The 25367-nt window shown below is 52.9% G+C and carries 26 protein-coding genes and 1 tRNA gene; 17 read left to right on the forward strand and 10 right to left on the reverse strand.

The features are described from left to right. Positions 1 to 24: 24 nt before the first annotated feature. From F7R27_RS10245 to F7R27_RS10255, 3 genes are read right to left on the reverse strand one after another with little or no spacing between them, the layout of a single operon-like run. Positions 25 to 681, reverse strand: coding sequence for a LutC/YkgG family protein (locus tag F7R27_RS10245; RefSeq protein ID WP_151704173.1), 657 nt, complete (start codon positions 679 to 681; stop codon positions 25 to 27). Beyond that, positions 681 to 2093, reverse strand: a complete 1413-nt coding sequence (locus tag F7R27_RS10250; protein WP_151704174.1) for a LutB/LldF family L-lactate oxidation iron-sulfur protein — start codon at positions 2091 to 2093, stop codon at positions 681 to 683. Before F7R27_RS10250 ends, F7R27_RS10245 begins: the two co-directional genes overlap by 1 nt. A gap of 11 nt (positions 2094 to 2104) precedes the next feature. Beyond that, on the reverse strand, positions 2105 to 2911 hold the full coding sequence (locus F7R27_RS10255) for a (Fe-S)-binding protein (protein ID WP_206060469.1): 807 nt from the start codon (positions 2909 to 2911) through the stop codon (positions 2105 to 2107). 113 nt (positions 2912 to 3024) lie between these two features. Between F7R27_RS10255 and F7R27_RS10260 the strand changes: the two genes are divergently transcribed. The 4 genes from F7R27_RS10260 (at position 3025) to F7R27_RS10275 (ending at position 6970) form a co-directional block, all read left to right on the forward strand. Beyond that, positions 3025 to 3747 (forward strand): FadR/GntR family transcriptional regulator, encoded by a 723-nt coding sequence (locus F7R27_RS10260; protein ID WP_151704175.1) that lies wholly within the window; start codon positions 3025 to 3027, stop codon positions 3745 to 3747. 127 nt (positions 3748 to 3874) lie between these two features. Next, a complete protein-coding gene (locus F7R27_RS10265; RefSeq protein ID WP_151704176.1) occupies positions 3875 to 4876 on the forward strand; it encodes a Bug family tripartite tricarboxylate transporter substrate binding protein in 1002 nt (333 codons plus the stop codon). A gap of 94 nt (positions 4877 to 4970) precedes the next feature. Then, the gene (locus F7R27_RS10270; RefSeq protein WP_151704177.1) at positions 4971 to 5447 is read left to right on the forward strand and encodes a tripartite tricarboxylate transporter TctB family protein; all 477 of its coding nucleotides are present in this window, start codon (positions 4971 to 4973) and stop codon (positions 5445 to 5447) included. A gap of 44 nt (positions 5448 to 5491) precedes the next feature. Then, positions 5492 to 6970 (forward strand): tripartite tricarboxylate transporter permease, encoded by a 1479-nt coding sequence (locus tag F7R27_RS10275; RefSeq protein ID WP_151704465.1) that lies wholly within the window; start codon positions 5492 to 5494, stop codon positions 6968 to 6970. Between the two features lie 76 nt (positions 6971 to 7046). Here the strand turns inward: F7R27_RS10275 and F7R27_RS10280 are convergent, their stop codons facing one another. From F7R27_RS10280 to F7R27_RS10290, 3 genes are all read right to left on the reverse strand, one after another. Further along, positions 7047 to 7739, reverse strand: a complete 693-nt coding sequence (locus tag F7R27_RS10280) for a response regulator (RefSeq protein ID WP_151704178.1) — start codon at positions 7737 to 7739, stop codon at positions 7047 to 7049. Beyond that, the gene (locus F7R27_RS10285) at positions 7736 to 9325 is read right to left on the reverse strand and encodes an ATP-binding protein (RefSeq protein WP_151704179.1); all 1590 of its coding nucleotides are present in this window, start codon (positions 9323 to 9325) and stop codon (positions 7736 to 7738) included. Before F7R27_RS10285 ends, F7R27_RS10280 begins: the two co-directional genes overlap by 4 nt. Before the next feature lie 96 nt (positions 9326 to 9421). Then, complete coding sequence (locus F7R27_RS10290; RefSeq protein ID WP_151704180.1) at positions 9422 to 10135, reverse strand: Crp/Fnr family transcriptional regulator; 714 nt, start codon at positions 10133 to 10135, stop codon at positions 9422 to 9424. Between the two features lie 319 nt (positions 10136 to 10454). On the opposite strand from F7R27_RS10290, the gene thrS reads away from it, so the two are divergent. The 9 genes from thrS (at position 10455) to F7R27_RS10335 (ending at position 18062) form a co-directional block, all read left to right on the forward strand. Continuing rightward, a complete protein-coding gene (thrS, locus tag F7R27_RS10295; protein WP_151704181.1) occupies positions 10455 to 12371 on the forward strand; it encodes a threonine--tRNA ligase in 1917 nt (638 codons plus the stop codon). A 66-nt stretch (positions 12372 to 12437) separates the two neighbouring features. Continuing rightward, complete coding sequence (infC, locus tag F7R27_RS10300) at positions 12438 to 12929, forward strand: translation initiation factor IF-3 (RefSeq protein ID WP_476739167.1); 492 nt, start codon at positions 12438 to 12440, stop codon at positions 12927 to 12929. Positions 12930 to 13034: 105 nt separating this feature from the next. Next, a complete protein-coding gene (gene rpmI / locus F7R27_RS10305; protein WP_151704183.1) occupies positions 13035 to 13229 on the forward strand; it encodes a 50S ribosomal protein L35 in 195 nt (64 codons plus the stop codon). Positions 13230 to 13273: 44 nt separating this feature from the next. Next, entirely contained in the window at positions 13274 to 13630 is a 357-nt protein-coding gene (gene rplT / locus F7R27_RS10310; protein WP_151704184.1) for a 50S ribosomal protein L20, read from the forward strand. 88 nt (positions 13631 to 13718) lie between these two features. Then, a complete protein-coding gene (pheS, locus tag F7R27_RS10315; protein ID WP_151704185.1) occupies positions 13719 to 14702 on the forward strand; it encodes a phenylalanine--tRNA ligase subunit alpha in 984 nt (327 codons plus the stop codon). A gap of 51 nt (positions 14703 to 14753) precedes the next feature. Continuing rightward, positions 14754 to 17132 carry a phenylalanine--tRNA ligase subunit beta gene (gene pheT / locus F7R27_RS10320; RefSeq protein WP_151704186.1) on the forward strand — a complete coding sequence of 793 codons (2379 nt, stop codon included), beginning with the start codon at positions 14754 to 14756 and terminating at the stop codon, positions 17130 to 17132. 16 nt (positions 17133 to 17148) lie between these two features. Beyond that, positions 17149 to 17460, forward strand: coding sequence for an integration host factor subunit alpha (ihfA, locus tag F7R27_RS10325; RefSeq protein WP_151704187.1), 312 nt, complete (start codon positions 17149 to 17151; stop codon positions 17458 to 17460). Next, entirely contained in the window at positions 17432 to 17794 is a 363-nt protein-coding gene (locus F7R27_RS10330) for a MerR family transcriptional regulator (RefSeq protein WP_151704188.1), read from the forward strand. Before ihfA ends, F7R27_RS10330 begins: the two co-directional genes overlap by 29 nt. A 191-nt stretch (positions 17795 to 17985) precedes the next feature. Beyond that, positions 17986 to 18062, forward strand: a tRNA-Pro gene (locus F7R27_RS10335). Between the two features lie 123 nt (positions 18063 to 18185). On the opposite strand, the gene F7R27_RS10340 is transcribed toward F7R27_RS10335, so the two are convergent. Then, a complete protein-coding gene (locus F7R27_RS10340; RefSeq protein WP_151704189.1) occupies positions 18186 to 18533 on the reverse strand; it encodes an FKBP-type peptidyl-prolyl cis-trans isomerase in 348 nt (115 codons plus the stop codon). Between the two features lie 33 nt (positions 18534 to 18566). After that, on the reverse strand, positions 18567 to 18956 hold the full coding sequence (locus F7R27_RS10345) for a hypothetical protein (RefSeq protein ID WP_240776341.1): 390 nt from the start codon (positions 18954 to 18956) through the stop codon (positions 18567 to 18569). A 350-nt stretch (positions 18957 to 19306) separates the two neighbouring features. On the opposite strand from F7R27_RS10345, the gene F7R27_RS10350 reads away from it, so the two are divergent. The 4 genes from F7R27_RS10350 to F7R27_RS10365 all read left to right on the forward strand — a co-directional run bounded on the left by F7R27_RS10350 (position 19307) and on the right by F7R27_RS10365 (position 22836). Continuing rightward, positions 19307 to 19891 (forward strand): LemA family protein, encoded by a 585-nt coding sequence (locus F7R27_RS10350; RefSeq protein ID WP_151704190.1) that lies wholly within the window; start codon positions 19307 to 19309, stop codon positions 19889 to 19891. 123 nt (positions 19892 to 20014) lie between these two features. After that, positions 20015 to 21055: a DUF3137 domain-containing protein gene (locus F7R27_RS10355; protein ID WP_168927478.1), complete on the forward strand. Its 1041-nt coding sequence runs from the start codon at positions 20015 to 20017 to the stop codon at positions 21053 to 21055. Between the two features lie 10 nt (positions 21056 to 21065). After that, a complete protein-coding gene (locus F7R27_RS10360; RefSeq protein ID WP_151704192.1) occupies positions 21066 to 21551 on the forward strand; it encodes a DUF3592 domain-containing protein in 486 nt (161 codons plus the stop codon). 43 nt (positions 21552 to 21594) lie between these two features. Continuing rightward, complete coding sequence (locus tag F7R27_RS10365) at positions 21595 to 22836, forward strand: NAD(P)/FAD-dependent oxidoreductase (protein ID WP_151704193.1); 1242 nt, start codon at positions 21595 to 21597, stop codon at positions 22834 to 22836. A 6-nt stretch (positions 22837 to 22842) separates the two neighbouring features. Here F7R27_RS10365 and F7R27_RS10370 read toward each other — a convergent pair whose 3' ends face one another. Both F7R27_RS10370 and F7R27_RS10375 read right to left on the reverse strand, forming a co-directional pair. Next, complete coding sequence (locus F7R27_RS10370) at positions 22843 to 23250, reverse strand: DUF3429 domain-containing protein (RefSeq protein ID WP_151704194.1); 408 nt, start codon at positions 23248 to 23250, stop codon at positions 22843 to 22845. A 167-nt stretch (positions 23251 to 23417) separates the two neighbouring features. After that, a complete protein-coding gene (locus tag F7R27_RS10375) occupies positions 23418 to 25337 on the reverse strand; it encodes a trypsin-like serine peptidase (protein ID WP_151704195.1) in 1920 nt (639 codons plus the stop codon). Between the last annotated feature and the right edge of the window lie 30 nt (positions 25338 to 25367).

A 25367-nucleotide genomic window follows, 5' to 3' on the forward strand; every position in this document is an offset into this window, starting at 1 on the left:
CAGAGCAGATCAGGGTAGTTCAGCTCAGATCAGATAAATCACCAGTTGCCGGGGGCCATGTGCTCCCATCTGCAGGGTCTGCTCGATATCGGCACTGCGCGATGGGCCGGTGATCAGGTTGACCGTGCGCGGCATCTGACCGCCGGTTTCCTCGCGTAGCTGGTTCCAGGCGTCTTCATACACACCGACAATATCTTCACGGCGCAGTACAACATAGTGCGTATCCGGCAGAAAGTTCAGCGTTGTCGGGCTTTCGGCACGGGAGTAGAGCATCAGGGTGCCGGTTTCGGCGATGCCGAGAAACGCCGTGGTCAGGCTGGCGAGATCACCGACTTGTGATACACGTTGCGTGGTCTGCTTGTTCTGCAGCGGCGACCAGTCCAGCGAGGTCAGGCACTTATCCTGTGCCATGATCAGTTCTGTGATGCCAAGTGATTGCATATGCTGATCCAGCGCGGCAGGCAGGTCTGCCAGATCGTTCAGTTCGATCAGCTCAGCGGCGGACTCGCGCGCCATGTTGATGAACAGCGCCAGGCGCTCTGCCGCCGGCAACTGTCCACGGGCAGGAATCAGGTTAGGGGCGTGTGCCTGAATGCGGTTTTTCACGGTGGCGCGTGCTTCGTCTGTGATCTTGCCACCCAGTCCGCGACGGATATTGCCCAGTATCTCTGCTTTGCTCATTAGTGTCCGCTCCGTTGCTTCTCTTGCCACTGCTGCATGAATGTTTTGCCGCTGGGTGCCGGCATATCGCGCCAATCGGTCCAGGCACCAACCATGGGTATCTTGCGAATATAACCCTTCTTGCCAGCCATCAGACGCAGGGCAGCATTGGATAGTGCGCTGAACTTTCGGTACAGCGCCGGGCGTCTGGCCATAAAGGCCCAGCCACCGAGTCCCCAACGAGCGGTTCTGGGCGTCAGGTGCTTTTCAAACTCCTTCTCACGCCAGTGGCGCATCAGTTTCGGCAGTGGAATATGCACCGGGCAGACCGACTCACATTTACCGCAGAAAGTGGAGGCGTTCGGCAGCAGTGCTCCCTGCTCAATACCGATCATCTGAGGTGTGAGTACTGATCCCATTGGGCCAGGATAGACCCAGCCGTAGCTGTGCCCACCAACAGCCCCGTAGACAGGGCAGTGGTTCATGCAGGCTGCGCAGCGGATACAGCGCAACATATCCTGAAAATCATTGCCAACCATATCGCTGCGACCGTTATCGACCAGAACGACATGGAAATTCTCGGGCCCGTCCTGATCACCGGGTCGGCGCCCACCGGTCGACAGGGTGTTGTAAACCGAGCACTCCTGACCGGTCGCGGAGCGAGCCAGCAGGCGCAGGAACAACGTCATATCCTCAAGGGTTGGCACCACCTTCTCGATCGAAGTCACGACGATATGGGTGTTGGGCAGAATCTGGGTCAGGTCGCCGTTGCCTTCGTTGGTCACGATGATTGAGGAGCCAGTCTCTGCCACCAGAAAGTTGGCGCCGGTGATGCCGACATCTGCTGCGGCAAATTTCTCACGCAGACGCTCACGCGCCTCCTGCATCAACACCTTGGGATCTACGGAGCGCGGAGTGTGGTGATGGGCGTGGAAGGTATCGGCGACATCTTCCAGGTTGAGGTGGATGGCAGGGGCGATGATATGGCTGGGATGCTCGCCGCGCAGCTGAATGATGTATTCGCCGAGATCGGTCTCGATCGGCTGGATACCGTTCTGCTCCAGAAACTCATTCAGGTTGATCTCTTCGGTGACCATCGATTTGCCCTTGGTCACGGTTCTGGCATTCTGCTCGCGACAGATTTTCAGAATCGTCTGGCGGGCATCTTCCGAGGTGCGGCACCAGTGAACATGGCCGCCGTTTTCCAGCACCTTGGCTTCAAACTGCTCCAGATACAGGTCGAGATGGGCAATCACATGGTTCTTGACGTCTCTGGCCTGATCACGCAGGGCATCAAACTCTGGCAGGCGTGCCATGGCGGCCGCGCGTTTGCCGGGAAAGCCGTTCTTGACGTTACCGAGCGCCTTCTGCAGCCCGACATCATGCAGGGCGATACGGGCGCTTTCCTTGAATTCCGGGGTACGGATCTGCATCTTGCTACTCCTTATACCTTGGTGGCCAGATCATAGGATGATGAGGCAAGCGGCGGCTGTGAGGTCATGTCGGCCAGCAGTTCGACCACATGACGTACATCGACCCTGATCCCTTCGCGCTTGAGTTTGCCTGCCATATTCAGCAGGCAGCCCAGATCTCCGCCGAGCAGGGTGTCAGCCCCGGTATTGGCGATATTGGTGGATTTATCCGACACCATGCGGTTGGAAATATCAGGGTACTTGACGCAGAAAGTGCCACCAAAACCGCAACAGACTTCTGAGTCTACCAGTTCGGTCAGTTTGACCCCCGGCAACTGTTGCAGCAGTGTGCGCGGTTGCTGTTTGACACCGAGCTCGCGCAGCCCTGCACAGGAGTCATGATAGGTCACATGTCCGCTGAAACGGCTTTCAATGGCTGTGAAGTCGATCACATCCACCAGAAACTGGGTGATTTCGAAAGCGCGGGATTTGAGTGACATGGCCCGTTCAAACCAGGGGTCGTTGCGCTCAAAGAGTTCGGGGTAGTGGTGCAGCATGCCGATACAGGAGCCTGAAGGCGCCACGATATATTCAAAGCCGTCAAAGGCTTCGATGGTCTGGCGCGCTATATCGGCAGTTGTCTGGCGGTCACCGCTGTTGAATGCGGGCTGGCCACAGCAGGTCTGCTGCTCGGGAACCTCGACTTTACAGCCGGCAAGTTCCAGCAGTTTTACAGTGGCGAAGGCGATTTCAGGTCTGTACAGATCGGCCAGGCAGGTCACGAACAGGCCGACGACAGGCGCTTTTGCTGTAGTTTGATTTATTATGGTTTCATTCACTGTCTGGTTTCCCGGAGTGATTCATTGGTCAGGTTGAAGTGATATCAGCATAGCAAGGGTGGGGCTAAAATAAATGCTACACTGATAACTGGTCTGACCAAGGGAGGGCAAGTGTGAAAAATAAGGTATCAGATAATGCAGAATCCAGTGTTGAGAGGGTAGCAGCCGATCTGAGGGGGGCGATTGCCGCAGGGATTTATATTCCCGGCCAGGCGATCCCGTCTCAGAGAAAGCTGGCCGGGCAATGGCAAGTATCACGTGCCACAGTGCGTGAAGCAGTCCTGATGCTGGAGCTCGAAGGGCTGATAGAGACACAGCATGGCGGGCGCAGTCGCTGTGTTAATCTGATGGAACCCTATCTGAATCTGCCGTTGGAGACTTCTGGCGGGAATAGGGAGCTCCAACTGCAGGTATTGGAGGCACGTGCCACTCTGGAGGCAGAAGCCGCCTTTTATGCAGCTACCCGTGCAACGGATGAGCAGTTACAGGCGCTGTCGAGTGAGTATGCCCGGATGCAAGAGCGTAATGCGGGAGAATCGACGCTGGCCAAGGCCAAGGCGGATCTGATGTTTCATATGATGATTGCCGAGGCGAGCCATCATCTGCTGATTATCTCTTTCAGCCAGTTGTTCTATAACCGCTATTTCAACGCCATTTACGGTGTGCTATCGCAGACACTCAGGCGCTATGGACGCTATCCGGAAGGGATAGCGCAACAGCATGCACGTATTCATAAAGCGATCCAGCAACGCCAGCCGGAGGTGGCAAGAGACGCCGCAAGAACGCATATTCTCTATACCCGTCAGCTACTTGAACGCATTGAAACCTGTCCGTGAACAATATGAACTTAATGATTTAAATACTCTTTTTAACCCATTATGCGCTTAAACTTTTCACAGGGTGAGTGTGCTGAATATAGTGCAGGTGTTCCGATAATAAAGTGAATAAACGGAGAACACCTCAATGTTGCCAAGAAAAACCTGGTCGCTGCGCTCTGCTGCGACAGCTCTCACGCTTTCCATCGCCGCTGTCGGCCTCTCCTCTGCAGCCCTTGCAGACTGGACACCCTCCAAACCGGTTGAATATATCGCTCCTGCCAACCCAGGTGGTGGGTGGGATACGCTTGTGCGTACCACAGCCAACACGATTCGCGCAGAAGATCTGGCGCCGGTCAACTTTGCTGCGATCAATATTCCTGGTGGTGGCGGTTCCGTCGCCTGGGCTCAGATCGCACGTGATGAAAAGAACGATCACAAATTGTTTGCCACCAGCCCACCGATCATTCTGGTGCCGCTGTCCGGTCGTTCACGTTTCGATCACAATGATTTCACACCAATTGCGCGTTTGATCACAGATTACTCCATCGTACTGGTGCGTGCTGATTCACCTTATCAGACTATCAACGATCTGTTTGATGCGATGAAAGAAAACCCATCCCTGAGCATCGGTGGTGGTTCAGCAGCCGGTTCCATGGATCACATCGCGGTTGCCGGTGCGGCTGGCGCTGCTGGTCTGAATGCGGCCAGCGTTAACTACATCGCCTTCTCGGGTGGTGGTGAGGTGATGACCAACCTGCGTGGCGGTCATATTGCTGCCGGCGTCACCGGTGCTGGTGAGTCGTCTGCACAGCTCGAAGATGGCATGTTGCGTGCGCTGGCGGTTTCATCCCCTGAGCGTATTCATGGCCCACTGGCGGACGTTCCAACTTATGTTGAGCAGGGCATCGATTACACCTTTGATATCTGGCGTGGTGTGATGGGTCCTAAAGGTATGTCGGCTGAAGCGGTGACCTATTATCAGGATCTGTTTGCCCGCATGCAGGAAACGGATAACTGGAAAGAGTCACGTGATCGCCTGGGCTGGTACGACGCATATCAGAACAGTGAAGAGTTTGGCAAGTTCCTGGATGAGCAGTATGAATTGTTCAGCTCAGTGCTGAGTGACCTGGGCCTACTCGCCAACTAAGGTATAGGGTCAGAGACTATGGAGTCAGGGTCGACAGCTCATTCGTCTGTCTGTCGGCCCTGGTTTTCATTAAGCTTATTCATCGGGTGTTACTATGACTCGTATCAATCATAATCAAGTGCTGGCAGTTATCCTTGGACTTTTTTCGATAGTCTATTTGTGGATGGCCTTTCAGATCCCGACTTTCCCGATTCCTCGTCCGGTGGATTCCGATGCTTTTCCCAAGGCTCTGGGGTCAGCCATTCTGCTTCTGTCGATCTTTCTGTTCTTCGAGAAAGCGGGTGAGAAAACGATAGAGGTGGAGGATAAGGGTCATGTCGGCTTCAGCTTCACCAGTCCACGTATGCAAGTCGTGGTCACATCTGTGGGTGTTCTGGCGTATGCCTTCCTGATCGAGCCTCTGGGTTTTGTGCTTGCATCGTCTTTGTTGATGTTTCTACTGGCGATCTATTACGGTTACCGGGCCTGGCTGACCAATCTGGCCACGACCCTGGGTATCGTACTCTCGCTCTATTTTGTAATGACGCGGGCCGTGGGTGTGCATCTTCCCCCCGGTATCCTGCCGTTCTGATCTAATGCGGAGAGTCAGTTGTGTTTGAATCATTCAGCAGTCTCATGTATGGCTTCAGCATTGCGCTGGATCCGATCAACCTCTTCTACGTATTCATTGGTGTGTTTGCCGGTACCATCATCGGTATGCTGCCGGGTCTGGGGCCTATCTCTGCTCTGGCGCTGATGATTCCGATCACCTTCAGCATGGATCCGTCCTCCGGTCTGATCCTGATGGCGGGTGTTTACTATGGTGCCATCTTTGGCGGCTCGACTTCATCCATACTGCTGAACGCCCCAGGTGTTGCCGGCACGGTTGCCACCTCGTTTGATGGCTACCCCATGGCACGCCAGGGGAAGGCGGGTAAAGCGCTGGCGATTGCTGCCTATGCATCCTTTGTCGGTGGCACGATCTCGGTTATCGGCTTGATGTTGATCGCACCGCTTTTGTCGAAGGTGGCAGTCAGCTTTGGTCCACCGGAGTATTTTGCTCTGATGATTCTCGGTCTGACCGCGGTGGTCAGCCTATCTGACAAGTCGCTGGTCAAGGGGCTGATTGCGGCGGTGTTCGGTATGATGGTATCGATTGTCGGTATCGATCTGCAGACAGGTACCGAGCGTTACACTTTCAACTCACTCAATATGCTGGATGGTATCGACTTCCTGGTGGTGGCTTTGGGTGTGTTCGCACTGGCTGAAGTGTTCGTGATGCTGCTGCGTGGTGATGACAACAAAGGCGAGAAGCGCAAGGCGATCGGTTCACTCAAACTCAGTGGAGCTGAGGTGAAGGAGATCGCAGGGCCGGTCGGACGCAGTTCGGTGCTGGGCTTCTTTATCGGTGTACTGCCTGGGGCTGGTGCAACAATTGGCTCCTTCCTCGGCTACAGTATGGAGAAACGTATTGCCAAAGATGGTGACACCTTTGGTAAAGGTAATATCAAGGGTGTTGCTGCCCCTGAGGCTGCCAACAATGCGGCCTGTGGCGGTTCCTTCGTACCGCTGTTGACCCTGGGTGTACCTGGCTCCGGTACCACGGCGGTACTGCTGGGTGCACTGTTGGTGATGGGTGTCACGCCGGGTCCGATGATGATGGAAACGCGCCCGGATGTGTTCTGGGGGGTGATCGCCAGTATGTATATCGGCAACGTCTTCCTGCTGGCGCTGAACCTGCCGTTTATCCCGCTGATCGCGAAGATTCTGGATGCCCCGCGGCCACTGCTGCTGGCAATGATCCTGATCTTCTGCATGGTGGGTGTCTATGGCATGAACTTCAACATCTTTGATCTGGTGATGCTGCTGGTGTTCGGTCTGATCGGTCTGGTAATGCGTCTGTATGGCTTCCCGGCTGCACCGATGATACTGGGTCTGATACTGGGTGCCTTGATGGAAGAATCCATGCGCCGTGCGTTGCAGATATCAGGTGGTGACTGGTCTATCTTTATCGATAAACCCATCTCCCTGTGGCTGTTGGTTATTGCTCTGTTGTCACTGACCGCGCCAAGCCTGAAAAAGCTTTATCAGAAAGCACGTACTGCTCGCGCATAACTGACTTTCAGCGCAATAAAATTACTATTTTTTGATAGCCTGTGGCGCCTTGCTGCAGGCTTTTTTTTTATGCCAGCTAACTTTTTTTCAGGCGATAACGTCGCTCCGGGCGTCCTACCGATCCATAGGCTACATCCGCCTCCAGCTCACCGATCGTAACCAGATACTCCAGATAGCGCCTTGCAGTCGTGCGGCTGGTGCCGACCTGCTCACCTGCCTGTTCAGCGCTCAGTGAACTGCCCGGTTCTGACTGAAACACGTGTCGGGTCTTATCCAGCGTCAGCCCATCGATCCCTTTCGGCAGGGTAGGGGTTGAATCACTGCCACCGCCATGGCTGCGGGGCATCAACCCATCTACCGTACGCTGATCCAGCGATTGCAAGCGTTGCAACTTGTCCAGATGCTGGCGGTAGGCCTCCAGCGTTTTCTCCAGACGATCAAACACCAGTGGCTTAAGAATGTAATCGAACACGCCATAACGCAGCGCTTCGGTCAGTGTATCCACCTCTTTGGCTGCGGTGATCAGGATCACATCTACCGCGCTTTGTTGGCTGCGCAGCGTGCGCAGCAGTTCCAGACCGTTGCCGAGCGGGAACTGGATATCCAGCAGCAGAAGCTGAGGCTTGAGCACTTCGACCATCTCCTCAGCATCCTGTGTGGAATGCGCGATACCCACTACCTCGCAGAAGGGAATTCGGCTTACGAAACGGTGCTGGATCTCGGCAATCTGCGGGTCGTCCTCCGCAATCACGATACGTATCTGTGTCATCTCTGACCTAACTCCCTCGGTAGATAAACAGTAAAACGGGTGCCGCAGTCATCACCAGCACTGACGGTGATCTCCCCCCTGAGGCGGGTGACGGTGTCGCTGACCAGTTGTAATCCAATGCCGGGATTATGCTCAGCCTTGCTGCTGTAGCCTCGCTCAAAGATCCGGCTGCGCTCAGCGATCGGAATTCCGGGGCCCTGATCTTCCACTTCAAATACCAGATCCTGCCCGAGATCTGTCATCGACAGCGAAATCAGCTTCTGGCCGCTCTCCAGATTGGCATCAAAAGCGTTATCAAGCAGATTGCCAAGGATGGTGACCAGTTGTTCCGGCACAATATGTGGCGGCAGGGCCTCCATATGGCTCTCGGGGTCTATCTCCAGCCGTAAACCGAGCTCTTGAGCGCGGTTATACTTGCCCAGGATGCAGCCGAGCAATACAGGCTCAGCAACGCTGCGGGTGAGGAGTTGGATCAGGCTTTGCTGCTCCTGTGTTTCCTGTCCGATCATCTCCAGCGCTTTATCACTGGCGCCGATCTGGATCAGGCCGGAGATGGTGTGCAGTTTGTTCATATACTCATGCGTCTGACTGCGCAGTGTTTCAGCATATTGGCGCACCTGCGTCAGTTGCTGGCTGATCAGGTCGATCTCATTCTTGCGCCTGAAGCTGGATACCGCCCCGATGATCTGATCACCATCGCGGATCGGAATGCGGTTAGCCACCAGTTCCTCCCCGTTACGGATGATCGGGCGGTCATATTCCGGTTCGCCCGATACCAGCAGCTCCGCCAGGCGGCTTTCAGGCAGCACATCGCGTACCTGACGGCCGATCTGAGACTGGTCGGGTGGCAAGCCAAGGATGACAAGTGCCGCCCGGTTCATGATGGTGATCACGCCATCGGCATTTACGGCGATGATTCCTTCACGGACCGATTCCAGTGTGGCATTGCGCTCCTCAAACAGGCGTGCAATCTGATGCGGCTCCAGCCCATAGATCGCAGCCTTGAAGCGCCGGGCGATCCATATGGCTGCAAGGATTGAGATCAGCAGGATCAGCGTGGACACACTTAGCAGTACATTGCGATAACTGGCCACCGTTTCGCGGACACTGTCGGTCAGATACCCGACCGACACCACACCGATGATCTCTCCTTCATCCCCGAATACCGGCGTCTTGCCACGGATTGACGGCCCCAGGCTGCCCACGGCTTCAGACACATAACGCTGGCCATATACCAGTGCCAGTTCATTGTCATCGCCCTGCATCGGATTGCCGATGCGGTCCGGCACCGGATGAGCCAGGCGTATCCCCTGATGATCCCCGATCGATACGAACGCGACATCGCTGATCTGCATCAACTCGGCCACAAATTGATTCAGTGGTGCACTGTCACGATTGGCCACTGCCTCACGCACCATCGGGATCTGTGCAATCGTTGTCGCCAGATGCAACGCCCGAATTCCCATCTGCTCCTGCAGCGAATTATTCAGATAGCGTGTGGCAAAACCGCCAGTGACCAGCGTCTGCAGCAGAACCAGAAGGGAGATGAACAGAATAAGACGAGTGCTGATCTTGAGTTGAGGCATGGGCGGTATGTTATTTTTTTATTTAGATAACGCACAGTTTAACCGATCCCAGTACAGTTCATAACCCTGCCAGCTCTGGTGTCCGGTATCCGAAAACTATATTTTCCTGGCTTTTAGCCGAACAGCTTCATCCCGGACGACGGCGTAGCATTCGCAGCAGAGTTTTTCGAGCTTAGGGCGATCCAGCACGATGATACGACCACGCTGATACTGAATGGCACCCAGCTTTTGCAGCTTGCCTGCTGCTTCAGTGACGCCCTCGCGCCGCACACCGAGCATGTTGGCAATCAGCTCCTGAGTCATATTGAGTTCGTCGCTTTCCAGGCGATCCAATGACAGCAGTAGCCATCGGCATAGCTGCTGATCAATAGAGTGATGGCGGTTGCACACGGCTGTTTGCGACATCTGAGTGATAAGCAGCTGGGCAAAGCGCAGAGTGAGAATGCGTATTTCTGAATGGGTATTGAACTCCTCCTGCAGATCAGTTGTTGTCATCCGATAGGCAAAGCCCTTGCTCTGTACAACAAATCGATTCGGGGTGCTCGCACCACCCATTACCACAGCGACACCTGCCATGCCCTCTTTGCCTACAACCGATATTTCGGCCGAAGCGCCATCCAGCATCACATAAAGTAGTGAAATAATACAGTTGACCGGGAAGTAGATGTACTCAATTGTTTGGCTGGACTCATAGATCACTTCACCCAGCGGCATTTCAACATACTTCAGTTTCGGGAGTATCCGCAACCGTGCCTCTTCCGATAGCGCGGCCAGTAGCTGGTTTTTCAGTGGGTCAATAATTGTTGTCATATAAAGCTCTCTTCAGTCACTAGGCTTTGTGAGAGCGTTCGTGGTTCTGTGATGTATTGGGCGCCCCAGTTTATCTGTTCGCTTCCATACATAAGAGTAGCATGGAAAAAGAGTAGGTAAGTGAAGACCCGGTTAATGAATCATCAGCCCTGCATGTGCTTCAGAAAGGGTGGGAACAGCGGGTTTCAACTGGTATTTGTCGCGTTGATTGGGTATCATTTCTGCTCTGCCGTACCTGGTTTGTACGGCTTTTTTATTTCCAGCATTTAATTGCTTATGTGGCCTGACGTAGGGGCCACCACTAAGGTAAGGACTCGATATGCCCGTTATTACTCTTCCCGACGGAAGCTCTCGCAGCTTCGAAAATTCCGTGACTGTTCATGATGTTGCTGCTGATATCGGCACCGGGTTGGCTAAAGCCGCTCTCGCCGGTAAGGTCAATGGCACGCTGGTGGATACCAGTTACACCATCACCGAGGATGCGCAGCTGTCCATCATCACCGCTCGGGATGAAGAGGGGGTGGATGTTATCCGTCACTCCTGCGCACACTTGATGGCGATGGCCGTTCAGGAGCTATTCCCCGGCGCGCAGGTAACGATCGGTCCTGTTATCGAAAATGGCTTTTTTTATGATTTTGCCTACGAGCGCCCATTCACGCCTGAAGATCTGATTAAGATCGAAGCGAAGATGAATGAGCTGTCAAAGCAGAATCTGGCAGTATCCCGCTCTGTGATGAGCCGCGATGAAGCAATCGCGCTGTTCGAGGAGATGGGTGAGAGTTACAAGGTTGAGATCATCAACGACATTCCCGGTAATGAGGATCTGTCCTTCTACCGCCAGGGTGATTTCATCGATCTGTGCCGTGGCCCGCATGTGCCGGCAACCGGCCATATCAAAGCCTTCAAATTGATGAAAGTGGCAGGTGCCTACTGGCGCGGTGACTCCAAGAACGAGATGTTGCAGCGTATCTATGGCACTGCCTGGGGCGACAAAAAGGATCTCAAAGAGTACCTGTTCCGTCTGGAGGAGGCCGAGAAGCGCGATCACCGTAAGCTGGGTAAGGCACTGCATCTGTTCCATATGCAGGAAGAAGCACCGGGCATGGTGTTCTGGCATCCCAACGGCTGGATACTGTATCAGCAGATCGAGCAGTACATGCGTACCAAGCTGCGTCGCCATGCCTATCAGGAGATCAAGACACCGCAGGTGGTTGAACGTACCCTGTGGGAGAAATCCGGTCACTGGGACAAGTTCCACGAGGAGATGTTCACCACTCACTCCGAGCACCGCGACTATGCGATCAAGCCGATGAACTGCCCTTGCCATGTGCAGGTGTTCAATCAGGGGCTGCGCTCTTATCGCGATCTGCCGTTGCGTCTGGCTGAATTCGGTTCCTGCCATCGCAACGAGCCATCGGGTGCGCTGCATGGTCTGATGCGTGTGCGCGGCTTTGTGCAGGATGATGCGCATATCTTCTGTTCAGAAAAAGATATTCAGACTGAAGTCGCGTCGTTTATCAACTTCCTGCATGAAGTGTATGCCGATTTCGGTTTTACCGAGATACTGTACAAACTCTCCACTCGCCCAGAAAAACGTGTCGGCTCGGATGAAAGCTGGGATAAAGCTGAGGCAGCGCTGAGCGAAGCGCTGGATGCAGCAGAGCTGGAATGGGAACTGCTGCCGGGTGAAGGTGCTTTTTACGGACCCAAGATAGAATTTTCTTTAAAAGATTGTCTCGGTCGTGTCTGGCAGTGTGGTACTATACAGGTCGATTTTTCGATGCCCGGTCGTTTGGGTGCGCAGTTTGTCAATGAAGCAGGTGATCGTGAAGTTCCCGTCATGCTGCATCGTGCCATTCTGGGCTCTTTTGAGCGCTTTATCGGTATTCTGATTGAAAACTATGCTGGCGCGTTGCCGACCTGGTTGGCGCCTGTACAGGTTGCTGTTCTGAATATTACCGATAAGCAGGCTGGTTTCTGTGAAAAAGTGGCAGAAAAACTGGAAGAAGTCGGTTTCCGTGCTCATCTGGACTTGAGAAACGAGAAGATCGGCTTTAAAATCCGCGAGCACACTTTACAGAAAGTCCCCTACCTGCTGGTAGTGGGTGACAAAGAAGTAGAATCTGGATCTGTTGCTGTGCGCACTCGCACAGGCGAAGATCTCGGTGTCCTTAAGGTTGACGAACTGATAGCCAGACTCAAGGCAGATGTCGAACGCAAAGGACGCAGCGAATAAAAACTCTCAGGAGATACAACTATCAGGCGTGAAACTAAACGCGGTGGTCGTGCAGCACTACCGCCAATCAACGAGAATATCCGTGCAACCGAATGCCGATTGATTGGCGCCGATGGTGCACAGGTTGGTGTAGTAACGATTGAAGAGGCGCTTGAGCTAGCTCAGGCGGCCGAACTTGATCTGGTTCAGATCTCTGATGCCGATCCCATCGTTTGTAAAGTGATGGATTATGGTAAGCATCAGTATGAACTGAAGAAGAAAGCAAATGAGGCTAAGAAAAAACAGACTCAGATGCAGGTCAAGGAAGTGAAATTCCGTCCCGGGACGGAAGATGGGGATTATCAGGTGAAACTGCGCAACCTGATACGTTTCCTGGAAAGCGGGGACAAGGCAAAAATAACCTTGAGGTTCCGTGGTCGCGAGATGGCACATCAGGAGCTGGGTATGCAGTTGCTCAAACGGATCGAAGCAGATCTCGTTGATTTTGGCACTGTAGAGCAGCATCCAAAGATGGAAGGCCGTCAGATGATCATGGTGATCGCCCCGAAAAAGAAATAGTCATACCGACATGAAAGACCCTCGCGCCCGAAGCTACGGTTTCTGGCACAAGGGTCTTTTTATGCTTCGTATGGCTTACAACTAAACGAATGCGTGGAGAAAGTTATGCCTAAGATTAAAACTGTCCGCGGTGCGGCAAAGCGTTTCAAGAAAACTGCCAATGGCATCAAGCACAAGCAGTCCTTTAAGAGTCACATTCTGACCAAGAAGTCTACTAAGCGTAAGCGTCAACTGCGCCCAATGATGCAGGTTCACGATTCTGATGTGAAACTGGTCAAGCGTATGCTGCCAACTCTGTAAGACATTTTGTTCAAGAATTGAGATTAATTTAGGAAGGTAATGCTATGCCTCGCGTAAAACGTGGTGTTGTGGCGCGTCGTCGCCATAAGAAGATTCTGAAACAGGCCAAAGGTTATTATGGTGCACGCAGTCGTGTATTCCGTGTAGCCAAGCAAGCGGTCATCAAAGCTGGTCAGTATGCGTATCGCGACCGTCGCCAACGTAAACGTCAGTTCCGCGCGCTCTGGATTGCACGTATCAACGCTGCAGCCCGTATCAATGGCTTGTCTTACAGCCGTTTCATTGCTGGCCTGAAAAAAGCCAACATTGAAATCGACCGTAAAGTACTGGCTGACCTGGCTGTTCATCAGCAGGCTACGTTTGCAGCAGTGGTAGAAAAAGCCAAAGCTGCACTTGCTTGAGTCACACCCGCCTATTGGTAGGTAATTGATTGAATCAGATAGGGGAAGGGTGCAAGCTCTTCCCCTATTTTTTTGTTTGGAGCCGGAGATGGAAAATCTTGAAAACCTCCTGAGACAGGGCAAGCAGGCGGTTGCAAATACAGACAGTGTGAAAGCACTGGATGATGTACGCGTACAGTACCTGGGCAAGAAGGGGGAGCTGACACAGCTGCTCAAAGGGCTCGGACAACTCTCGGCCGAAGAGCGGCCCGCTGCCGGTGCCAGAATCAATGAAGCAAAAGAAGCGCTGCAGCAAGAGCTTAATACCCGCCGCGAACAGCTTGAGGCTGACGCACTGTCGAGCAAGCTTGCATCAGAAAAGGTAGATGTCACTTTACCGGGTCGTGGACAGCAACTGGGTGGACTGCACCCCGTCACGCGCACCCTGGAGCGTATTGAGGAGTTCTTCTCCAGCATCGGTTTCAGCATCGCTGAAGGGCCCGAAGTGGAGGATGATTACCACAACTTCGAAGCGCTGAATATTCCGGCTCATCATCCGGCACGTGCAATGCACGATACGTTTTATTTTGATGCCCATACACTGTTGCGTACTCACACCTCACCAGTTCAGGTACGCACCATGGAAACCAAGCAGCCTCCGATCCGGATCATCTGTCCGGGCCGTGTTTACCGCTGCGACTATGACCAGACCCACTCGCCCATGTTTCATCAGGTAGAAGGGCTGCTGGTCGACAAGAATATCAGTTTTGCCGATCTTAAAGGCACGCTGGAAGAGTTTCTGCGTGAGTTTTTTGAAGAGGATGTGAAGGTGCGTTTTCGCCCCTCTTACTTCCCCTTCACGGAGCCATCGATTGAGGTCGATATCGATCGTGGTGATGGTCGCTGGCTGGAAGTCCTGGGGTGCGGCATGGTGCATCCGAAAGTATTTGAATACTCGGGTATCGATCCCGAAGAGTACACAGGCTTTGCTTTTGGCATGGGCGTTGAGCGTCTGGCGATGCTCCGCTATGGCGTTAACGATCTGCGTCTGTTCTTTGAAAACGATCTGCGTTTTCTCGGCCAGTTCCGTTAAGCCGACCAACATCAGCCATTTGCCGATCAATCAAGATTTTAGGACAACAGCATGAAATTCAGTGAACAGTGGTTACGTGAACTGGTTCAGCCTGAAATAGGCACCCAGGCGCTGGCCGATCAGCTCAGTCTGGCCGGACTCGAAGTAGACGATGTCGAAGCGGTCGCCGGAAAGTTCAGCGGTGTCGTGGTCGCCGAGATTCTCACGGCAGAGCCTCACCCCAATGCCGATAAGCTGCAGGTATGTACCGTCAGCGATGGTGAAGCCGAATACCAGGTGGTGTGTGGTGCGCCGAATGCCCGCGCTGGTCTGAAAACCGCTTATGCCCGTGTCGGTGCAGAGTTGCCGGGTGATTTCAGAATCAAACGCGCCAAGCTGCGTCAGGTTGAGTCTTTCGGCATGCTCTGTGCTGAAGATGAACTGGGTCTGTCGGATGATCATGGCGGTATCATGGAACTGCCGGACACTGCACCTGTCGGTAAGGATCTGCGTGAGTACCTGGATCTGAATGATCATCTGATCGACGTAGATCTGACACCTAACCGTGGCGACTGCCTGAGCATTACCGGGATGGCGCGCGAAGTGGGTGTGCTGAACCGCGTACCGGTCAAGGATGTTGAAGTACCCGCCGTGGCACCGGTAATTGATGATCGCTTCTCGATTGAGCTGCAGGCACCACAAGATTGCCCGCGCTATATTGGCCGCGTGATCCGCAATATCCGTCAGGGTGTCAGTACGCCTCTGTGGATGCAGGAGAAGCTGCGCCGCTCTGGTGTTCGCAGTATCGATCCGGTCGTGGATGTCACCAACTATGTTCTGCTGGAGCTGGGGCAGCCGATGCATGCCTTTGATCTGGGCAAGCTTGAAGGTGGTATCCGGGTGCGTCAGGCGGTGGAGGGTGAAGCACTGCGCCTGCTGGATGGTCAGGAGGTCAAACTGACTGCCGAGACATTGGTGATTGCCGATGGCAATGGTGCTGTGGCGATGGCCGGTATCATGGGTGGCGAGCCGACCAGCGTGACCGATACAACGGTGGATATCTTCCTTGAGAGCGCCTTCTTCGAGCCGCTGTCGATCGTTGGTCGCGCGCGCCACTATGGCCTGCATACGGATTCATCCCACCGCTTTGAGCGTGGTGTCGACTGGCAGCAGCAGCGCAGAGCGATTGAGCGTGCCACAGCGCTGCTGCTGGATATTGTCGGTGGTGAGCCGGGTCCTGTGATTGAAGCCGTCAGTGAAGCGGATCTGCCGGCTGTGCCGCAGGTGCGTCTGCGTCATGATCGCGTGACATCACTGCTGGCGATTGAACTGCCAGCCGCTGAAATTGAAGGTATCCTGACGCGCCTTGGCATGCAGCTTGATGTCACGGGCGAGCGTGAGTGGACCGTGAAGGTGCCCAGCTATCGTTTCGATATCACCCTTGAGGTGGATCTGATCGAAGAGATTGCACGCGTCTACGGATATGACAACCTGCCGGTACGTACACCGATTGCACAGTTACCGTTGCCTCCGATAGAGGAAGCACGGGTCAATATCAAGACACTGCGCCGCCATCTGATCAGCCGTGGCTATCAGGAAGCGATCACTTACAGCTTCATAGAGCCGGGTTTGTCGGAACTGTTTGATCCTGTGCATAAACCTCTGGCTCTGGCTAACCCTATCTCTGCCGAGATGGCAGTTATGCGCACAACACTCTGGCCGGGTCTGGTCAAGGCAGTTGCCTACAACCAGAACCGTCAGCAGTCACGTGTGCGCATGTTCGAAAGCGGTCAGCGTTTCCTTCAGTTGGCAGATGGTCTGTTGCAGGAGGATGTGATTGCCGGTGTTGTGACCGGTCAGCGCGATCCTGAAGGCTGGACAGGCAGCAAGGACAAGATCGATTTCTTTGATGCCAAGGGAGACGTTGAAAGCCTCCTCAAGCTAGGTGGCAATGCCGGTGCGTTCACCTTTGTGGCAGGTCAGCACCCTGCGCTTCACCCGGGGCAGACGGCGCGTATCGAGCGAGACGGTCAGGTCGTTGGCTATCTCGGTGCGTTGCATCCACAACTGCTGAGCAAGCTGGAGCTTAACGGCCCTGTGTATCTGTTCGAGGTGTCACTGGCTGCCGTAACAGGTGGAAAACTGCCCCGTTTTGCGCCTCTTTCGCGCTTCCCTGAGTCACGTCGTGACCTGTCGCTGCTGGTTGATCAGAAAATCAGCTTTGATGCGATCCGTGAAGTCGTGCTGGAATCGGCTGGAGAATACCTGACCCAGGTCACATTATTTGATCTGTATCAGGGCCAAGGTATTGAACAGGGTAGAAAAAGTCTTGCTTTGGGCTTGACCTGGCAGCATCCTTCACGCACTCTTAATGATGAAGAAATAAACAGCGCAGTCAGTGAGGTAGTTTCGGCACTGACGACTCATTGTGGTGCATCGTTAAGAGAATAAAGACAGGGTGATTGTCATGAGCTCTTTGACTAAAGCGGAAATGGCCGAGCGTTTGTTTGAAGAACTTGGTCTGAACAAGCGTGAAGCAAAAGAAATGGTGGAATCTTTCTTTGATGAGATCCGCCACTGTCTGGCGTCAAACGAGCAAGTCAAACTCTCGGGGTTTGGGAATTTCGATCTGCGTGACAAACGTCAGCGCCCGGGTCGGAATCCCAAAACCGGTGAAGAGGTGCCGATCTCTGCCCGTCGTGTGGTTACGTTCAGGCCTGGGCAGAAACTGAAGGAGCGAGTCGATAGCTATGTCGGAAACCGGAGTGAAGAGTCCTGATCTGGAGCCGATCCCCGGTAAACGCTACTTCACGATCGGTGAAGCGTCCAAACTCTGTGATCTGAAGCCGCATGTTCTGCGGTACTGGGAGCAGGAGTTCGATCAGATCAAGCCTGTGAAACGCAACAATCGCCGCTATTATCAGCGTAATGATCTGTTGCTGATCAGACAGATAAGAGGCTTGCTCTACGAACAGGGTTTTACCATCACAGGGGCAAGACAATGGCTCAGTGGTGATAACGCCGGTGACGACTCCGCACGCTATCGTCAGTTGATCAGGCAGACCATCAATGAGCTTGAAGATATTCTCAAGTGCCTCAAGGCTGCAAAGTAATATGAGATAACCCCGGCCAGCCGGGGTTATCTGTATCTGGGCTTTAGCTGATTTTTTTCATTCCTCACTGGTCTTGAGCTGATCCCTCTCAGGCAGAATATTTGCAAAAAACTGTCTGGAAAGCTTCACAGACTCAATCAGTTAATGTAGTATTTCGGCTCTCTTGAGAAAGCAATCTTCTCGGGGAAAGTCGGGGCGTAGCGCAGCCTGGTAGCGCACTTGCATGGGGTGCAAGGGGTCGCAGGTTCAAATCCTGCCGTCCCGACCAATTTTTACAAAGACTTGGGTCAACTTTGAAAGGTTGGCCTTTTTCGTTTCTGAGCCAAAGGTAGGCTTGGGACGTCTCCCGCACTACCCTTATCTCTTGGCAAACAGCACGAGTGTGCATCATCTACTCGCGATTCAGCACTTCCAGTAGTTCTATCTCAAAAATCAGGTTCGAGTCAGGAGGAATCTTGTCGCCAAAGCCGCGCTCGCCATATCCCATATGAGCAGGCACCAGTAGTTTGCGTTTGCCACCCGCCTTCATGCCTTTGAGTCCTTCGACCCAGGCGGCGATTACCTTCTTGTGGCTCAATATTGTCTGAAACGGCTGGCTCTTCTCATAGGAGGAGTCAAATTCGGTACCATCTTCCAGGAAACCACGATAATGAGCGGTGATCAAAGCACCGCCTTTTTTGACTTCGGTACCGCTGCCTTCGGTAATATCTTCAATCAACAGTTGTTCAAATTCAGCCATGGTTATTCCTGGAAGTGGCCCTGATCAGTCGACTCAATCTAAATCGTCAATAGTTACAACTATGTCGTAGGTTGTGACATCCACTGCCATGAAGGTGTAGCTGTCACCATCCTCATCAACCAGCCGAATATCAAAGATCGGGCTGTTATAACCGGTGAGCGTGACACGTCTCGCATCACCATCGATGATGACTTCGTCGCCCAGGACGTCTTCTTCCCATGATTTGGAAACACCTGGGCTGATATACATGTACATGATGGTGTAGCCCGTGCGGTTGGTGATATCAACGTAATAATCCTGAGCAAATGCTTTAAGTGAAAACGCCACTAAAAACAGCAGTACAAAGATGCTTTTGATGCGCATTATAGTTGTCTCTAAGGTTGCAGGGTGGGTTGCAAAAGGTAGGAAGCTGGTAAGTGGCATAGCACATCCTTGCGCTCGAGCAGTAAACATAGTGCTGATCATGAAGTCTGTCAATCTGTGAATAAAACCATATAATATCCATTTGCCCAGGTTACGGGTGAAGGGAGTGCTATGCGTTGCTTTATACGAGTAAGTGCGTGCATGTAATCAGTTGATTTATTTGCTATGGATGGTGCAGATCTGCCTGAAAACTGGCTCTAACCTCCCGTTCAGATCATTCTTTGGCTAATATTCAGCGCTTGTTTCGTTTGTCGCTTCCATAATGCTTTTCCCGACCCTGCTCAGGCAGCATGGTAGAGTGGTTTTTTGCACTTTGCAGCCCTGTTTCAAATAGCTTTGGAGAGCTTAAGATGGATTTTATTGTATTTGGATTGCCGCTGATTCTATTGGTGGGAGTGTATGTCTGGTATGCGGTGATTATTTCACGTCGTAATGCAGTATTGGATGCTTTGTCGGGGATTGATGTGCAGTTGAAAAAACGCCACGATCTGATTCCGAATGTGCTGAGCATTGCCAAACGTTTCATGCAACATGAACAGCAGTTGCTTGAAGAGATAACCAAAATCAGGTCGGCGGCTGTTTCAGCACTGGAGAAATACGAGCGCAGCCATAGTGCAGTGGATGCCGACGCGCACTTTGCGCTGGAAAATGAGCTGCAGCGTGCCATGGGGCGTTTTATGGTTCAGGTGGAGGCCTATCCGGAGCTGACGTCAGCTCAACCCATGATTAATGCGCAGAATACCTATCTGGAAGTGGAAACCAATATTGCGGCTGCCCGCCGTTTCTACAACACATCGGTACGTCGATTGCGCAACAGCTGCGAGATCTTTCCGGGTACTGTGTTGGCCAGGATGGTGCGGGTCCAGCCTTATCCCTTTTATCAGGCTGATCCTGCTGAAACGCGTCCTGTTGATGCGTCTGCATTTCTCAATTGACACAGTTAAGCTGACTGGAAGCCAGTCGTTCTTTTGCCCAGCAACCCCATGGATCGGCGCAGTAGCATGGTAGATAAAGCAAGTTCACCTTACAGACTTTCAGTTAACGTAAAGCAAACGACAATGTTGTTGCATCTGGTCAGCGCAGAGCTTATTGCCTTCGTCAGGCACACTCTGTTACGCAAGCCAAGACTTGCGCCTTCGCAGCAACTGGACGATGTCCTGGATGATAAGTCACGACAGGCGTTCAACGATGAGTTACAGGTGCTGGAGCAGTTACGTCTGAAGATAAACCGAAATGCCTGGGTGTTGCGGAAAGTTGTTCTACCAGCGCTGTTGGCTTATCTCGTAGTCAGCCTGCTTTTTTTTCCGATGTGGGATCTGCTCAGGTTCTGGGTACTGGCTCTACCAGTGATGCTTATCACCTTGCCCTCACTGGTGATACGAGAAAGCTACCTTGACGATTATGAGAGGTTCAGCAACCGTTTTCGCCACACTTTCATACCCGCTCTTGCAAAAAGTTTTGGCGATATTAAGTACCAACAATATGGCTACATTGAGCCGGATCGCTTCAAGAGTCGTTTGCCGCAGGGGGCTACCTCATTCGATTTAGGGTTGGCCATCGCTAGAGTGGAACAAGAAGATTACTTTTGTGGTTCACATCGTGGCTGTCAGTGGGAGTTGGTAAACGCCAAGCTATTTAACCACAAGCATAAGCGTACTTTTATGGGGTTGATACTGATGTTGGAGCTTCCCAGATCATTTGAAGGCACTACTGTGATCAATATGAGAAATCCGGTCAGCGGATCCAGTAGAGTACACCTTGAGAAAGGCGAGTTTACGGATCTGCTTGTGGTCAGTAGTACCGATCAGATTTCAGCCAGAAGCTGGCTGACCCCGGCAGTGATGGAGCGCTTGTATCAGTTGCGTCAGTTGTTTCAGGGTATGAAAGGCAACCTGACTGGTTCCAGCTTATTGCTGTTGCTGGATACACCTAATTTTTTGCCACAGCCGCCTATCGATGTGCCCTTGACCGAGGCCAAACCCTGCTTGCACTTCGTGGACGAACTTAAAACGCTGTATCTGTTGATCGACACCTTACTGGCGCAGTTCCCGGATCTGCCTACTCAAAGCCCCCCGAAAGGCATTCAGGCGAAACATTAAAGGATTTTCTATGCGCACTGTAATTTACTTGTTAATAGCGCTATTTTTTGGTGGTCTGACCTTATGGCTAGTGAATAGCCGCCTGGACGTATTAGCGGATAGCTTGCCGACGACAGGCGTCATTGTTGACGTGCAAGGTGGTAGTTCAGGAAAAACGTCCAGACCTGTTGTTCGTTTTACCACAGCCAAAGGGCAAGTTATTGAGCAAGCGGTGTTCAGGCTTCAGCACACCAGCACCTGGGACAAGGGGGAAACCTTGCCGATCTTGTATAGGCAAAGTGATCCTCAACATGCGATGGTTAATGAGTTTCGCACTCTGTGGAATATAGAGATTTTTTGTGGTTTGCTGGCGTTGGGCTTTTGGATGCTGTTTTTAAGACAGTTGTTGCCTGCATCCACGTCAGGTGATCAGGGTTTAAAGGATATTAGAGTTCTGTGTTTAGTCCCTGCTTTTTTTGCATTTTTATTTGCAATCAAAATGATGGTGGTGAGTTAAATCCAGCCTTATTGTGATGATGCTGTTGAGCGGAGTGGTTTAAATGTCGCGTGAAGTGATCGTATTGGGTGCCGGTATGGTTGGTGTTTCTGTCGCCTGGCATCTGCAGGAAAGGGGCTATCGTGTAACACTGGTTGATCGTCAGTTGCCAGGGCGTGAGACCTCTTTTGGTAATGCCGGAATTATTCAGCGCGAAGCGGTCCGTCCCTATCCTTTCCCGCGAGATCTTGCCACGTTATTGAGGGTGTTGCCCAATCGCCAGGTGGATATCCGATACCGTCCAGGTGGCCTGTTACAGGCAGCCGGGCCGCTATTTCGTTACTGGATGAACTCAGCGCCATCACGCTATGCGCAGATTGTGCCTGCTTATGCAGCGTTGATTATCCGTTCGATGGATGCGCATGCATCAATGATCAAGCAGGTTCAGGCTGAGGATTTGATTCGCAAGGAGGGCTATTTCGAGATATTCAGAACGGCCAAGGCGATGGATGCCGAGTGTCGGCGAGCAGAGGGCGATCGCGATCACTACGGTGTAGAGTACCGTGTGCTTAATAGTGCCGCACTGGCTGAAGCCGAGCCAAATTTTGCTCCCGGGCTTGCTGGGGCTATCCATTGGACACAACCCTGGACGGTGGTTGATCCGGGCGCACTTGTAGCTGCCTATGCTGAGGGGTTTGTAGCGCGCGGTGGTCGTTTTGTGCAAGCAACACTTCAAGGGTTGTCGCGCCAGGGGCCGCAGTGGCAGATAGCTACTGATAGTGAGTCGCTGTCAGCTGAGCTGGTTGTGATGGCAATGGGCCCGTGGTCTGCTAGCTGGCTGGCGACTCAGGGGATCTCCGTGCCGCTGTTCGTCAAACGTGGTTATCACATGCATTACAGTAGCCGAGGCGCAGCGAAATTGAATCACTGGGTCATGGATGCAGAGGTGGGTTATCTGATGGCGCCGATGCGTGCAGGGATCCGGCTGACGACCGGTGCGGAGTTATCCGGGCAGGAGTCGTCACCCCGTTATCAGCAGTTGGCTGCTGCCGAAGCTGTGGCTCGTCAGCTGTTTCCACTGGGGGAGCGGCTTGATGCTGAGCCCTGGAAGGGTGGTCGCCCCTGCACACCGGACATGAAACCCGTGATAGGGCCGGCACCAGGGCAGCCAGGCTTGTGGCTGGGATTCGGCCATGGCCACCAGGGATTCACCATGGGACCGATCACAGGTAAGTTGCTCGGCCAGATGATCGATGGCGAAACGCCAGAGGTGGATATGGCACCTTACCGGGCTGAACGATTTTGATCTGTATCAGATCAATACGACAAGATGCGTCAGGCATACGATAGCGGTCAGCTTCCAGCGCAACAGGGGATAGCCTTTGGGATAGCGTTTATCTATACCACAGAGCCATTCGACCAGTCTCAAGGCGAGAAAAAGTACCGCCTGAATCAGGACCGCCATGTGTGGTAACAGCGCAAGGCTCAGAAAACTGATAACGGGAAAGCTGACTGCTATGAGTGCCAGGTACTGAGGTGATTTGGTCGTGAACAGCACGGGCCAGAGTACGCCAGACATGAAACCAAGAATCAGACAGCTGTATAGCATGAAGAGCCAGTGAGTTTCACTGCTGGTCATGTAGTTGGGTAGATGTGAGGCCATGGCAAGCCCAACGAACGGAATCAGGCCTGCATAGCTGAGTATACGGATCAGAGGCATGGCATCTCCTGAGTCTGTTCGTTGGGTAGTTGTGTGACACTTTTGCGCGTTGCTGCGTAGTGATGTTGCAGAATACGTGAAAAAAATCAGGATGGATTCACATCACCTGCTCTGTTCAGGTGAGATCAGAGTGAGCTGTCGTAAGGACGACGGCCCACTCTGGTTACTTATTGAGGAGTAAGTGTTGTCTGGAAGGGCGACATACCATCAACAAAGCCGAACACTGAGACGGTGCCATCGGCTGAGAGTGGAGCTGTCAACTCAAAGCGGCCCTGTCCATCACAGGTGAAATCATGCTCGCCATTGGCTAACACCAGACCACATACTGGAACGTTCTGCGTACCTCTGAGGCTACCTGTCAGCATGACTTGATTGTCTTCTGCGACAGTCAGGCTGTCGACCAGAACCGAAGGTGATGGGCGCTGCTCGGATACCAGCAAAACGTTCTGTTTTATCAGATTGGTGGTCGCCTTGATGGTTTGGCTGTATGGGGCAAACCCATCGGCAAAGAAGAGGATGCTGAGCTCGCCATTCTGATCAGTGGGTACATTCAACTCATACTCGCCAGCGCCATTACAGGTGAACATATGCTGTCCGTTGATCAGCATCAGGCCACAGACCGGCGCAGGCAACTGCAGTTGAGTGGTGACCTTGCCACTGACTCTGATGGTGGAATCTGCCAGAAGTGGTGAAGGGTCCAGCCAACGTTTGAGTTCCGGGTACATTTTATCGAAGCGGCCGTAGTAGGCTGGATACTGAACGTTTTCGCAGTAGGGAACTGCACCAGTCAGAACACCCACGAGTTCATTGTTGTTATTGAAAAGGCCGGAACCACTGGAACCAGGCTCCACGGCACCGCTATTCCATAAAACCTGCCAATGGGTGTCACTTCTCATGCCAAGGGGCCAGTCACTTGCAGCGATAATGTTTCCCTTGCTGATCTTTTGATAGTCACCTTTGGGGTGGTGTATGCCTCGAACAGGTGTGTCGGCAGCAACTGGAGTCGTTCTCCAGCCGGCACGTGCTGTGGTTGGTGGCATCTGATTCAGGCGCATCAGTGTCGTGTCTTGCATGTAGCTGTTATAAAGGCGTGTACCACCACCGGTGGTGGTTTGTACTTCAGTACCGGGCAGGGAGCTACCACAGGTTCTGCTGCGGAAAAACCAGTAGAGCTGCATATTGCCTATCTCATAGTGGCTTCTGACACAGTGGTCGGCAGTAATGAACCATGGCTCCTGGCTGCCGATTGTGTCATTTAGCAGCGCGCCGGTGCATAAGCCGGTTACACCACGAGTAGATGTAAACAGATATTTTGCAGTGGTATCAGCAATCGGCAAGCTACTGGTGTCACATGCAATATTGACATTGCAACTGCCGGAACTGCCAGCATCCTCCTGCCGCTTCAAACCCTTGGTGAATATCGAGTCATGCAGGACAGAAACGCTGCGTATGCCAAGGTCTGCTGAAGTGAGAGATAGTGGAGAATCGGTATAGAGCTCCACTCGAGCAATGCCGCCCTCAATAACCGGCGACCAGAAAACGGCATCTTCTTCAAACTGTGCCATCTGCTCTTGAACGCTGTCTGCTGTGAAAGGCCCATAGTGAAACTGCGGATGGTTTGGGCTGTGCAGGTAGAAGGTCAGATTGTCTGGAATACCCAAGGGATCAAACCCCAGACGAAAAGCCATGGAATATTCGGAAAGGCTGATATCCATGGTTGCACGGAAATTGTCACCCTCTGCTTGCCAGTTCAGATCGCCAAGCAGGTAGTCGGGCTGTTGTGCCAACTCAAACCCATCACCGACTTTCAGCGCCATGCCTCTGTCGGACTCACCATACAGCTCTTCAGCTTTGAAGCTGCGGTTTGTTTCAAGGTCATCTGTGTGTTGTGACGGAGTCAGCTCCAGCATGATGCGAGCAGAAGGTGGCGCAAAGGTCAGGCTTTTCGTCACACGCTGATCCGTCGGGATCAGGCTGTCTTGGTTATGCGGGATAAAGGGAGCAGAGATCTCTGTTTCGTCAGCAAATGCGGGAAGGATCAGCGAAGCGAAAACCGCAGGAATCAGAAGCTGGTTTAAACGACCCATCAGTACATCCTTCTTTGTCTAATGTTTTCA

The organism is Nitrincola alkalilacustris (assembly GCF_008973755.1).
GTDB lineage: Bacteria > Pseudomonadota > Gammaproteobacteria > Pseudomonadales > Balneatricaceae > Nitrincola > Nitrincola alkalilacustris.